A 13,070-nucleotide genomic window follows, 5' to 3' on the forward strand; every position below is an offset into this window, starting at 1 on the left:
TTTCTAAATGAGCCTATACACAAAGGCTTCATATGGATTTAAGGTAAACTCGCTAAGTGTATGCATGGTATCCGTTGTCTCGTTTGTAATGAGTATTTCTTTCCCTGCTGATAAATTAGGTAATTCACATGTTTGTTGTTGAGCTGTGAAGTTACATACTATAAGCAATGTGTCATCTTGATAATTTCGAGTGTAAGCAAATATTTCTTCACTATCCTCTAATAATAATTCAAATTTTCCATGCACAATGGTTGGTTCTTGCTTACGCAATGAAATTAGCTGCTGATAGTAATAGAAAATAGATTCTGGATCGGCAAGCGCTGCTTCTACATTAATGTTGGTATAATTAGGATTCACTTTTAGCCAAGGTTCTCCAGTCGTAAATCCTGCATGCGGATTGCCATTCCATTGCATTGGGGTCCGGGCATTATCACGACCAATTGCATAGATTGCTTCCATCAGTTTTTCTTTATTATGTCCTTGTGCCAAGCGCTCGTTATACCAATTAATCAGTTCGATATCTTCATAATCGTCAATAGAAGGGAATTGGACATTTGTCATGCCAATTTCTTCGCCTTGATAAATATATGGTGTTCCTTTCATACCGTGAAGTAGAGTTGCTAGCATTTTCGAAGATTTCTCACGGAATTTCTTATCATTACCGAAGCGGGAAACAACTCTTGGCTGATCATGATTATTCCAGTACAAGCTATTCCAGCCTTCTTTTTCAAGTCCATATTGCCATTTGCTTAAAATTTCCTTTAAGTCGGTAAGCTTCCAAGGCATGTTGGACCATTTTCCATCAGGACCATTCCAAAGACCCATATGTTCGAAATGAAACACCATATTTAATTCTTCACGTTCTTCCCCAGTGTAAAGCTTAGCGTCTTCTACCGTTGCACCCGGCATTTCTCCAACAGTCATGATGTCATAATCGGCTAATACTTTTTCATTCATTTCATGCAAAAACTCATGAATACGAGGTCCATTCATATGAAATTCAAATGCTGAAACAAGTTCTTTCCCTAGATCAGGTTCACGTTCTGGCATCGTTTGATCCTTGGAAATTAAGTTGATTACATCCATACGGAAGCCATCAATCCCTTTATCTAACCACCAGCGCATCATTTGGTATACATCATTACGTACTGCTGGATTTTCCCAATTTAAGTCAGGTTGCTTCTCACTGAACATATGGAGAAAGTATTCTCCAGTTGCTTCATCATATTTCCAAGCAGATCCACTAAATGCAGATTCCCAATTAGTTGGGGGCTGCCCATTTTCTTTGCCTTTTTTCCAAATATAATAATCTCTTTTGGGATTATCCTTGCTTGATCTAGACTCGACAAACCATGCATGTTCATCCGATGTATGGTTAACGACTAGATCCATCACGATCTTTAGTCCACGTTTATGTGCTTCTTCGAGTAACGCATCAAAATCTTCCATTGTTCCAAATTCGTGCATGATTTTTTGGTAATCGCGAATATCGTATCCGTTATCATCATTTGGAGAATCATAAATAGGAGATAGCCAAATAATATCAATTCCAAGCTTTTTCAAGTAGTCTAGTTTTTGAATAATTCCCTGGATATCACCAATACCATCACCATTACTATCATGAAAGCTGCGTGGATAAATTTGATAAACCACGCTTTCTTTCCACCAATTTTTCTCTGTCATAAAATCATCTTCTTTCTTCTAGGTTAAACGTTTACTCTCTGCGCAAAAAGAAAAGGTGAGAACCTCTTTTTATGAGATAATAAAGTATAAAATGAGGTGCTTGTGGGTAACGAAGTAACTGAATCGCCACGTCCGGCGCATGAGCCCAGCAACTAGGAACTTTAGAAATGCATCCTTTGATAATGCCTCATTGGTTCGTCTTTAAGAGGAATCATGACTAAAAACGGGCTTGCCGCTCAGGCGTCGGCATACTCCTTTTTTAGTGGCATGATTCCTTTATCTTTAGTTAATTCGTTCCATTCGCTACGTTGCTGAACGGGTGTTTGCGCGCCTTTATTAATGTTTGGACACCGATTCTCTTTCAATTATTTTATGTTTCAGGTTGAGCGATTTAATATCTTTGCCCATAATAGAATGGCATAAAAGTTCTGCAGCACGGTACCCCATTGTATCGAACTCTTGCGATACGGTGGTTAAGGCCGGTACGGTCATCATTGCTAACTTTGTATTATCATAACCAATAATGGATAGATCATTAGGTATACAAATCCCTTGTGCATGTGCTTCAGATATGACACCTGCAGCCATTTCATCACTAGCTGCAAAGATAGCAGTTGTTTCTGGATGATGCGCCATAATCGAACGAAACGCATGTTTACCATCTTCAAAATTAAAGGCTTGATTCCAACTGATTTGTGTCGCTTTACAAGGTGAGTTTGCATCAGCTAACGCATGTTTAAATCCTTCTATTCGTGGAGTACCTGCGATTGAATCATGAGGCGGTCCACTAACCATAGCAAGTTGAGAATGGCCGTGCTTGATTAAATATTGCGTAGCATCATAGGAAGCCTGCTGATCATTAACTTTTACTTCTGGTATACCTTCTATTTCCGATGTTCCAGCTAATGTAACAAAGGGTACAGCCATTTGCTTCACCATTTTTTGAAAATCAGACGTTAGCCTTTCATTGGCAAAGATAACACCTTCGACCTGCTTTTCATATAACAATTGTAAATAGTGTTCCGTTTTATCTGGATCAGATAACGTGTTACACACGATAACACTTTTGCCAAACGCCTGCGCGGCTGCTTCAATCCCATGAAGAAGCTCTGCGCTTACCATCCCTGATACTGCTGGAAACAATACACCAATTGTTCCGCTTTCATTGTTAATTAAACCGCGGGCAATAGCATTTGGAAAGTAGCCCATTCGTTCAATCGTTTGCATTACATGCTGTTTTGTTTTATCGGAGTAGCCTTTTCCCGTATCATTTAATACCCGGGAAACAGTCGCAATGGAAACATTAGCTTCTCTAGCAACATCTTTAATCGTTGATTTTTTCATACTATCTTCCTTATAGAGTAAACGTTTACTTTATTTTAGCGGATGATAAGTACAATGTCAACTCGAGAAGAAGGGTGACACTTGTGGTGCTATGGGATCCTTTCCCCTTGTTCATCGAGAAAGCCACTCGAATCACGACTGAGTTCGCTCATTCTGCGCGAAAATTGGCTTGCCCTCTCTATAATCTTGTTTGCGCTCCATCAAGAGAATCGTTTACGAAAACTTTCCTTGTTCCCATTTACCTTTCTCTAGACTCCACTCCTTTGCTATTGCATTTTTTGGCATTTTGATGTAGCATAAGTAAAAATCAAGTATCTATAAAAAGCAATGAAGAGGGCAAGCATTATTTTTACAGCGTCAGAGAGGGGAGAAAAGGTGAGAGCTCCCTAGTGATGGGAAATGATGTACCACCTCATAAGCTGTGTTGGGGAAACAAAGTAACCAATACCGTAAAGCTACGTTACAGCACATTAAGCCAAATAGGTAGTATTGCCGTTTGGAAAATGGGGTGGAACCACGGATAACACATTCGTCCCTTTCTAGGGATGGATGTGTTTTTTTTAATGGTAAAGCATGAAAAGGTAGGTGACTGCATCATAACTGCACTGATTGATTTTGTTTAAAAATGTAGGTGCAAGAGGATATAGCAATTGCAATAGGGTTACTTTATTTTTATGAAAAGGAAAATAAACAAAAGCAATGAAGAGGGCAAGCATTATTTTTACAGCTGTCAGAGAGGGGAGAAAAGGTGAGAGCTCCCTAGTGATGGGAAATAATGTACCACCTCATAAGCTGTATTGGGGAAACAAAGTAACCAATACCGTAAAGCTACGTTACAGCACATTAAGCCAAATAGGGTAAGTATTGCCGTTTGGAAAATGGGGTGGAACCACGGATAACACATTCGTCCCTTTCTAGGGATGGATGTGTTTTTTGTACCATAGGAAACTAAAAAATGAGGTGCTTGTGGATAACGAAATAACCGACTAGTCACGTCCAGCGCATGAGCCCAGCAACGATGCGACTTTAGAAATGCGTCTTACGATAAGGTCTCATCGGTTCGTCGCTAAGAGGAAGACCGATTATAAACGGGGTTGCCGCCCTGACGTCGGCATACTCCTGTTTTAGTAGCATGGTTTCTAAAACTTTAGTTGATTCGCTCCAGTCGCTACGTTGCTAAACGGGCGGAATGCGCCTTTGTTCAATAATGAAATTTCAAGGAGGTTATAGGAGATGTCAAATTCCGTAATTCAAGTGCAACTAACAGATGGAAAGGTGAACAAATATCAACAAGGGATTACTATCTTAGAAGTGGCTGCGTCTATCAGTTCAAGCTTAGGTAAAAATGCGATAGCAGCAAAAGTAAATGGAAAGATGGTAGATGTAAACTATAAGCTAATGGAAAATGCTGGAGTTGAAATTTTTACTTTAGAATCAGAAGAAGGAGTAAGTGTGTTAAGACATACGACTGCGCATGTACTAGCGCAAGCAGTAAAAAGATTGTATCCTAACGTAGAGCTTGGCATTGGTCCAGTGATTGAGCATGGATTTTATTATGACTTTAAGCTAGAGGGCACATTTCATGAAGATGAATTACAGCATATCGAAGCTGAAATGCATCATATAATAAAGGAAAATTTGCCGATAATACGAAAAACCATTTCGTATGAGAAGGCAGTCGAATTATTTACCGAACGAAATGAACCATTCAAGTTAGAAATATTAGAGCATCTTAGTAAGCACGAAACGATTACTATTTATCGCCAAGGAGAATTCGTTGATCTTTGCCGAGGTCCCCACCTTCCAAGTACAGGGTGTGTTAAGGCCTTTCAATTATCACATGTTTCTGGTGCATATTGGCGTGGAAATAGTGACAGAGATATGCTGCAACGTATATATGGTTTTGCGTTTAAAAAACAGGGAGAATTGAAAGCACATCTGGAATTTATAGCTGAAGCAAAGAAACGGGATCATCGTAAATTAGGAAAACAATTACAGTTGTTTATGTTTTCTGAAGAAGCACCTGGAATGCCATTTTATTTGCCAAAGGGACAAATTATTCGCAATGAGTTAGAAAAGCTTTCGCGAGAGATACAAAACCAAGCAGCCTACAATGAGGTGCGTACTCCATTGATGATGAACCAGCGGCTATGGGAGCAGTCAGGTCATTGGGATCATTACCATGAGAATATGTATTTTACAGAAGTAGACGATACGAAGTTTGCAATGAAGCCGATGAATTGCCCTGGTCATATGTTGATTTATAAAAGTAAGCTCTATTCTTATCGCGACTTACCGATTCGAATAGCAGAATTTGGTCAGGTCCATCGCCATGAGTATAGTGGGGCGCTGAATGGTATGTTACGTGTACGAACTTTCTGTCAGGATGATGCCCATATTTTTGTTAGAAAGGATCAAATCGAAGCGGAAATCGCGCAGGTATTTCAGTTAATTGATCAGGTTTACCAAACATTTGGTTTTTCTTACACAGTAGAGTTATCTACGCGTCCAGAAAAGTCCCTGGGGGAAGATCATTTATGGGAAGCATCTGAACAAGCGCTCCAAAATGTTTTACATCAGTTAGCCGTTCCTTACCAATTAAATGAAGGAGATGGTGCATTCTATGGGCCAAAAATTGACTTTCATATTAGGGACGCTCTTGGGCGCAGTCATCAATGTGCTACGATTCAATTAGATTTTCAAATGCCGGAGAAATTTGATCTATCCTATATTAATGAAAATAATGAAAAGGTTCGTCCTGTCGTAATTCATCGCGCCATATATGGTTCGATCGATCGGTTTTTCGGTATTCTAATTGAACACTTTGCTGGTGCTTTTCCTGTTTGGCTTGCACCCGTTCAAGTTCAACTCATCCCAGTTTCCAATGTACATTTGGAATATTGTAAAGCAGTGGAATCTACTTTAAAACAGGATGGAATCAGGGTTGAATTAGATGAAAGAGAAGAAAAGTTGGGCTATAAGATAAGAGAAGCACAAATGCAAAAAATACCCTATACAGTGGTGATTGGTGACCATGAGGAAGAGACTGCTACAATTAATGTAAGGAAGTATGGAAGAAAGCAATCAGAGAAGGAAACATTAGATGACTTTTTGAAAAAATTGAACCAGCAATTAAGAGAAAGAGTATTATAACACAGGAATGTTTTGACAGTTTAAACTACAGGATATATAATATAAGAAGAATAGAAAAGGAGGCTTATTAAAAGTATGAATTCAGGTAGACTACGTTTCGTAACTTTGAACAGGTAATTTCATATGTTCAAAAGCTCTGCCAGTGATTGCGGAGTAAGCGGGATTAGTCTGTCCTTTTTTAAAAACCTCATTTTCATAGAACGGATGATGGGAAAGGTGTCTCGTAACACCTTTCTTTTTTGTGCTTGAATAGCTTGTACAAATAATGCCTATCGTTAGCCATGGATTTGCTGCTATTAAATAGTGGTGGTTATATATTCAAATATAGGCTTCGATTTGCATTACATCTCTGGGGAAACTAAAAATACAATTCTGAATGGAGACTAAATAGCCTGGTTAACGTATACGATACGTATCATGATGACCTCCTTCCTTTTACTTTAAAAATCACTGGCAATAGCTGGTGTTTTTTTATGTAACAAGTTAAGTACGATTAGGAAAGGAAGAAGTATGATGACGAAGAAAATGCATAAGTATAGCGGGAAAAAACTAAGTAGAGGGGAACCCCCCAATTACTTAGGACAACATTTACTCCATAAAAAACAAGTATTATATGAAATGATCAAGAAAGCTTCTGTCAGCAAGCAGGATACCGTATTGGAGCTAGGTGCAGGCAAGGGGGCATTAACGACCATCTTAGCACAAAAAGCAGCTACAGTGTTGGCGGTAGAATATGATAATACGTTTGTTCAAATATTAAAATTGAAAACAGTCAAAAATAAAAACACGCAAATCATTCATGAAGATATTTTAAAAATAAATTTGCCTAAAAATAAATACGTTGTGGTAGCTAGTATTCCATACGCTATTACGACACCAATTATGAAGATGTTACTCAATCACCCTTCAGGAGCGCTTGACCGAGGAGTCATTATTATGGAAAAAGGGGCGGGCAAGCGATTTACTGCAACGTTTATAAGGAATGCTTATGTACTAGTTTGGCGGATGTGGTTTGATCTTACCTATGTGAAAGATATTTCAAAAGATTGCTTCGCTCCACCACCAAAAGTAGATTCTGCGATGATCAAAATAACGAGAAAAAGCCAGCCGCTCATTGAAAATAAGCATTATATGGCTTTTCTAGGCCTTGCTCAATACGCACTTAAGCAGCCAAAAGCAAGTATGGAAATGGTTTTTAAAGGTGTATTCACTGCTCCGCAAATGAAACATTTGAAAAGAAATTTGGGCGTGAAATCTCCTACAATGATTGGATCGCTTACAGAGGAGCAATGGCAGGTTGTATTTTATACGATGATTCAGCATGTTGCACGGCCGCTATGGCCTAAGCCAACTAATCCGAAAAAAGGTTTGCATAAACGAAGCAGGAGTAAAAAGCGTTGAGTGTTGAGTCGTCTGTAAAAGTATATAAACAAAGGCGCAAGGCCCGTTTAGCAACGTAGCGAATGAAACGAATCAACGAAAGATAAAGTGAACCTTCCACCAGCGGGGTTTTCTTCCTCCCCGCTGATGGTTAGTACCACCAGGGTATGACCTAAAGGCCCTGGAACGAATGGGATATTTTGGTGTTGTTATCTCCCGCTTCGACTTGTTCAGCTCATATCTTCCATTCTTAGACCGTGGGGGTCTACAACGCCTTTTTACGGGATAAAGGAAACATGCCACTAAAACTGGGGTATTCTGGGCGGCAAGCCTGTTTTTAGTCGGTCTTCCTTTTGCGATGAACCGATAAGACATTATCGTAGGACGTATTTCTAAAGTCTCATCATTGCTGGGCTCACGCGCTGGACGTGGCTAGTCGGTTATTTCGTTATCCCCAAGCACCTTATTTTATAGTTTCCTACCTTATAAAAAAGCAAGTAGCACCTAAGGGTAAGCTACTTGTTTTAATAACTTTGCCATGCTTTTTCGTATTTTTCAATCAAGGTAGGGCGGATTAATGTATTGACGTCTAGAGCTATTTTGTTGCCTTTTTTATCCACAATATGTTGATCAATGTCCTTGCCAAACGTTGCTAGTCCATTTAATACATCGTTGGTTAGAAACTTAGTATTAACAGAAATATCCATATCCTCTAAATCAAATTCCTCGCGCTTTGCCAGTATAAACCCCCAATCGCCAAAGCTAGGAACGTCTACATGGAGGTTGTCTGTATATAATTCAGCTGCTTGAATGGTTTTATCAATCGACCAATACACTTCTGTAGCAAAAGTCGGGCTTGTTGCCTGTACCATCATAGCGCCTCCGGGACGCAAGTGATTACGAACAAGCTGATAAAATTCAAGGGTATAGAGCTTATTTAAGGATTCATTGTTAGGGTCGGGCATATCAACAAGTATAACATCGTATAGCTCTTGATGATCTTGTAAGTATTTAAAAGCGTCTGCATTCACAATCTTTACCCGTTCATCTTCAAAAGCCTGTTGATTTAGCTCCGTAATCTCATGGTGATTTTTGCCAAGGTGGGTTACTTTGGGGTCTAAATCAACAAGCGTCATGGATTTTATGTCATCGTATTTTTGTAATTCTCGTAATGCTAGCCCATCTCCGCCCCCTAGCACAAGAACATTTTCAACCGAAGAAGCAGCAGCCATAGCGGGGTGGACGAGTACTTCGTGATAGCGATATTCATCTGTTGAACTAAATTGCAGTTGTCCATCTAAAAAAAGGCGCAGGTCTCCTTGCTCTTTTGTTAAGATAACTTGTTGATAACCGGTTTGTTCGTTATAAATGATCGGGTCATTATATAATTTTTGTTCAAAGAGAAAGGCAGTCTTCTCCCCGAAGATAACGCCAAGAACTAACACCATGAATATAATAATGCCAGCGATAAAATGTCGCTTAAATGTCTGAATCTCTTTCTTAAAATAGACTAGAATCCATAAGGCAACAATGACGTTAATAAGCGCTACAATAAAGGCAGACTTAACTAATCCGAATTGTGGACGGAACAAATAAACGAAAAGCAAGCCACCAATGAGTCCACCTGCGTAATCTGAGAATAGAACTCTTGCCGTACTTTTTTGTAAGGTGACGCCAATTTCATTTGCTTTACGAATTAAAATTGGGAGTTCAACTCCTGTAAGTGCGCCAACTACTAAGGTGATAAAGTAAAGAAAGAAAGCATCCATTCCCGAACTTAAAAAGGCAGTAACTCCAAATAATACAAAGGTAGAAAAACCACCTATTAAACCGATTGCGAATTCAATCCAAACAAACGATAAAATTAAATTCTTGGTTACTTTTTCACTAAGCGTCGCACCAATTCCCATACCGGTTAAAAAGAGTGAAATGGTGAGAGTGTATTGTTTTACACCATCTCCCAGTAAGTAAGAGCCAGCTGCTCCAAATAAAACTTCAAAAATGATTCCACATATAGATACGATTCCAGAGGCCCAATAAATGGCTTTGCTTTGTTTAATGCTTAAATGATTCACACGTAAGTCTCCTTGTAAAAAAATCATGTTAACGGTTCATGAGAGGCTTAAAGGTTCTTAGAAACATAACTTATCCCGCATATAAAGTGTTGTAAAACTCCCAACTTCAGGAGTTGGATAATCTGCTGAAACAAGTCTAAGTGGGAGATAACAGCACCTCAATGCCTGATTCGTTTTAGAGACCCTTTATGTCATACCATTACGGTACTACCAAGCCGTGGGGGATGAATGAAACCTCCACTGATGGAAGGTTCACTTTATACATACACTTCTACGTGAGAAGAATAGGTGTTAGAGCTTTTAATGTATGTCTATTCGATAGACCAAAATACTGCCCCACACTATCCTTGTTTCACTTGGTAGAAATAGCATATGTACCTTACTATTTTTACATGAATCAAAAATTTGAACAAGTTTGTAAAGGTACGTTCTCCTGGATATTGATCCGGTACATAGAAGAATGCTATAAATGTATCATTGGCATAATGACTGACTAAGTTCAAACTTGCAAACGATAATGGAACGTTCTACTTTATGCTTTTACGATGGTATATAATTAAATTAAGTATATTTAAAAGGATGGTAACGAATAGAAGAACTGCGGCAATGATTGCTACAGCCCCCATTGTATCCATAAGAGCAGACCAATCTTCCAGCTTTACTAGATGATAGCTATTGAAAATTTGTAAGCCTAGCGAAATAGCACAAGCACTAATGCTTATAATGGAAAGAATGGCCCAATTTTGATAGGTTTGTTTTTTATATTTCATGAGACTAACAATAGGAAGTATCCAGGCAATTAATCCAAGCACGAGACTACCAATATTATGCATATCTGATTCTCCTTTTCCCTTGTCTAATTTTATCCCGCATATAAGGTGCTGTTAGATTCCACTTTAGGGGTTGGGTATCTATACTGCAACAAGTCTAAGTGGGAGATAACAGCTCCTAAACACCCTATTTCGTAAGTGACCTTTAGGCATACTTTGAGCTACTAGCAAGTCTTAAGGGTGAACGACAACAAGATCCACTTTATCTTTTAAAAAAACTTCAATTCATGCAATATTCATAGATTAATCTTATGAGAATGTTTAAAAAAAGGCAATCGACTAATAGGCCGATTGCAATCATTACAATTTGTTTTACTCTCATAGATTAAGGTATTTCTTAGTATCACATTAGCCTTTTTTAGAAGACAAGAAAGTATAAAATTTGTTGCTTTGGTATAAGTGAATAACGGAATAGTCACGTCCGGCTTAAGCACCCAGCAACTAGGCGACTTCACGAATCGCTCTACGATAAGTCATCATTGGTTCGTACCTCACCTGATTCCTAAAACTTTAGTTGCTTCGTTCCAGTCGCTACGTTGCTAACCGGGCGCTCTGCGCCTTTGTTCTTTCGTGGGGGTTCTTAAGTGATAGATGCCCCAATTACAAATCCAAGTCCAATGGATACACTCATGCTGATAATTCCAACAGCTATATTACCTTTTTGTAACTGTTCTTCCACGGAGAAATTACGCGTGAACAATTGGAACAACAAGTAAGCTGCCATTTGCAGGACGATCCCTACACCACCCCAGATGAGTGTATCAATGATATTGGCACTATTATAGATAGAGAAGGCAAGTACAATACAAATTCCAACGATTTTTCCGCCGATTGATAAAGCTACAGCATGATTCCCTTTTAAAACTTCATCCCAATCTTTGTATTTCTGTGTCATCAGTTCAAAAATAATTAAGCCTATAAGTACAATAAAAATAGCCACGAAAAAGTATATCAAAGTTGAAGCAAATGGTTCCATGAAGTTCATCCTTTCTTTTCTTTAATTACTCGCATTATTTACCAGCACCTGGGCCGCCACCTCGAACAGAGGAAGAACGGATCGATTTTGAATCACTCGATTTCTTATATAAACCGCCCGAAGATTGGTAGCCACCATAACAGTCTCTGGAATTTTTACATTTATTTTGACGCTTCTTCCCCCAATCATCAACGTCTAAAACTTCATCCAATAACCAAAGTGCAAATAAACCATTAAAAAAGCTCGGATTATAATTATCCCGTACGAATTGCTGTTCGGCAATTTCAACTGTTGAATCTTCCGGGTGATCTTCATCTTCTGTTACGATTACAAACAAGTTATCATAAATAAGGGCTTGCTTGTTATCGCTTCTTTCACTTAACTTTTCGGGTTCTTCATGCTCCTGAAGCTCGTTTACTACCTCATCCATGCTTTTGTCCTCAGCTATGTATATTTCAGATATATCAGAGGAATTCTCTTGACTAGAAACAACGTCTTGAAATGTATAATTTTGATTAATAAATTCAGCAATATCATGTTCAAACAGAGTTCCTTCTGAGGTATTGGCCTGACTTCCACAAGCGGTTAGAAAGAGCAATAAAGATACCAGGACAAAGGAAAGTGAACGCTTCATATTCTCACCTTCTTTTTTTGAGAATCTAAGTAAAGGCGCTCAGGAAGACACCATCCTGAGCGCCTAACTTATCTTATTCGTTAACGTTGCATAGAATGTGTATAAATTTACCCTACATATAAGGCGTGTGGAGTCTCCCACTTCAAGGAGCTCTAGATACAAAAAATGGTTTGGGTAGGAGACAACGCCACCTATGCCCGATCCACTGAGCCTGTAAGATGTCGATCGCGAGAGGCGACACTATTTCATTGCAGTAGGATATCGATGCAAACTCCTGCTGAACAAAGGTTTTCTTTATCTGTTATATTTCTATCTGGAGGTTATTCTTTGCCTAGTTTTTTCTTTAGGGCAGCAAGTTCATCATCGACATCACTTTTCTCCAGTGCTTCGAATTCGTCATCAAGGCTTCGGCTGGAACTTTGCATGTCCTCGCTTGTTTCTGCTTCTGCTTCATATTTAAGCACTTTTTCTTCCATGCGTTCAAAGCCTTGTTTGGATTCGTCGCTACCAATACCAGATAAGGTACGGTTCATTTTTGTTCTTGTTTTTGCAGATTCTGCCCGTGCTTTCAAGGAATCCTTTTTCAACTTCATTTCCTGATATTCTGCCTTCATTTCATCTAGCTTCTGGCGTAATACCGTAGAGTCTTGTTTTGCACGCTCATAAGATTCTTTTAAGGAATCAGCTGTTTGCTGATGTAATTTTTTATCTTCCAACGCACGTTTAGCAAGGTCATCATTTCCTGCTTCTACTGCTTTCAAAGCTTGTTCTTCACGCTTTTTCACCATTTTTTGTGCATCTTCATATTTACGGTGCATCATTTTTTCGTTTGCAATTTGTTTGGCAACAGCAGCTTCTGCCTCGCGAATATCTTCTTCCATATCACGCATAAATTGATCGAGCATTTTTACAGGGTCTTCTGCTTTATCTAAAGCAGCGTTTAATTCAGATTCTACAACAGTTTTCATACGTTTGAAAAATTTAAACATCATCAT

At 38.8% G+C, this 13,070-nt stretch carries 9 protein-coding genes and 1 other annotated feature; of the genes, 2 read left to right on the forward strand and 7 right to left on the reverse strand.

Translation table 11 applies throughout. The annotated features are described in order from the left end of the window. Window positions 1-3: 3 nt before the first annotated feature. Window positions 4-1,683, reverse strand: coding sequence for a glycoside hydrolase family 13 protein (locus D1839_RS00160; RefSeq protein WP_120377874.1), 1,680 nt, complete (start codon window positions 1,681-1,683; stop codon window positions 4-6). A 336-nt stretch (window positions 1,684-2,019) separates the two neighbouring features. Next, a complete protein-coding gene (locus tag D1839_RS00165; RefSeq protein ID WP_120377875.1) occupies window positions 2,020-3,027 on the reverse strand; it encodes a LacI family DNA-binding transcriptional regulator in 1,008 nt (335 codons plus the stop codon). A gap of 690 nt (window positions 3,028-3,717) precedes the next feature. Then, window positions 3,718-3,942: a binding site (T-box leader), on the forward strand. Between the two features lie 318 nt (window positions 3,943-4,260). On the opposite strand from D1839_RS00165, the gene thrS reads away from it, so the two are divergent. Together thrS and erm are read left to right on the forward strand one after the other, a co-directional pair. Continuing rightward, window positions 4,261-6,180, forward strand: coding sequence for a threonine--tRNA ligase (gene thrS, locus D1839_RS00170; protein WP_120377876.1), 1,920 nt, complete (start codon window positions 4,261-4,263; stop codon window positions 6,178-6,180). 513 nt (window positions 6,181-6,693) lie between these two features. Next, window positions 6,694-7,581, forward strand: a complete 888-nt coding sequence (gene erm, locus D1839_RS00175) for a 23S ribosomal RNA methyltransferase Erm (RefSeq protein WP_120377877.1) — start codon at window positions 6,694-6,696, stop codon at window positions 7,579-7,581. Window positions 7,582-8,084: 503 nt separating this feature from the next. Here erm and D1839_RS00180 read toward each other — a convergent pair. The 5 genes from D1839_RS00180 to D1839_RS00200 form a co-directional block, all read right to left on the reverse strand. Further along, entirely contained in the window at window positions 8,085-9,635 is a 1,551-nt protein-coding gene (locus tag D1839_RS00180) for a polyamine aminopropyltransferase (protein ID WP_199689863.1), read from the reverse strand. 527 nt (window positions 9,636-10,162) lie between these two features. Next, window positions 10,163-10,468 carry a hypothetical protein gene (locus D1839_RS00185; RefSeq protein WP_120377879.1) on the reverse strand — a complete coding sequence of 102 codons (306 nt, stop codon included), beginning with the start codon at window positions 10,466-10,468 and terminating at the stop codon, window positions 10,163-10,165. A gap of 577 nt (window positions 10,469-11,045) precedes the next feature. Beyond that, window positions 11,046-11,441 (reverse strand): DUF350 domain-containing protein, encoded by a 396-nt coding sequence (locus D1839_RS00190; RefSeq protein ID WP_120377880.1) that lies wholly within the window; start codon window positions 11,439-11,441, stop codon window positions 11,046-11,048. Between the two features lie 34 nt (window positions 11,442-11,475). Then, entirely contained in the window at window positions 11,476-12,075 is a 600-nt protein-coding gene (locus D1839_RS00195) for a DUF4247 domain-containing protein (protein WP_120377881.1), read from the reverse strand. A 320-nt stretch (window positions 12,076-12,395) separates the two neighbouring features. Continuing rightward, window positions 12,396-13,064: a PspA/IM30 family protein gene (locus tag D1839_RS00200; RefSeq protein WP_120377882.1), complete on the reverse strand. Its 669-nt coding sequence runs from the start codon at window positions 13,062-13,064 to the stop codon at window positions 12,396-12,398. Window positions 13,065-13,070 lie beyond the last annotated feature (6 nt).

It is taken from the genome of Roseburia sp. 1XD42-34 (assembly GCF_009917385.1).
Taxonomy (GTDB): Bacteria; Bacillota; Bacilli; order Bacillales; family Amphibacillaceae; genus Virgibacillus.

Bases quoted from the DNA above. Each gene is read 5' to 3' on its own strand.
- D1839_RS00160 (WP_120377874.1), bottom strand. From the start codon at position 1,683: ATGACAGAGAAAAATTGGTGGAAAGAAAGCGTGGTTTATCAAATTTAT.
- D1839_RS00165 (WP_120377875.1), bottom strand. From the start codon at position 3,027: ATGAAAAAATCAACGATTAAAGATGTTGCTAGAGAAGCTAATGTTTCC.
- thrS (WP_120377876.1), top strand. From the start codon at position 4,261: ATGTCAAATTCCGTAATTCAAGTGCAACTAACAGATGGAAAGGTGAAC.
- erm (WP_120377877.1), top strand. From the start codon at position 6,694: ATGACGAAGAAAATGCATAAGTATAGCGGGAAAAAACTAAGTAGAGGG.
- D1839_RS00185 (WP_120377879.1), bottom strand. From the start codon at position 10,468: ATGCATAATATTGGTAGTCTCGTGCTTGGATTAATTGCCTGGATACTT.
- D1839_RS00190 (WP_120377880.1), bottom strand. From the start codon at position 11,441: ATGGAACCATTTGCTTCAACTTTGATATACTTTTTCGTGGCTATTTTT.
- D1839_RS00195 (WP_120377881.1), bottom strand. From the start codon at position 12,075: ATGAAGCGTTCACTTTCCTTTGTCCTGGTATCTTTATTGCTCTTTCTA.
- D1839_RS00200 (WP_120377882.1), bottom strand. From the start codon at position 13,064: ATGTTTAAATTTTTCAAACGTATGAAAACTGTTGTAGAATCTGAATTA.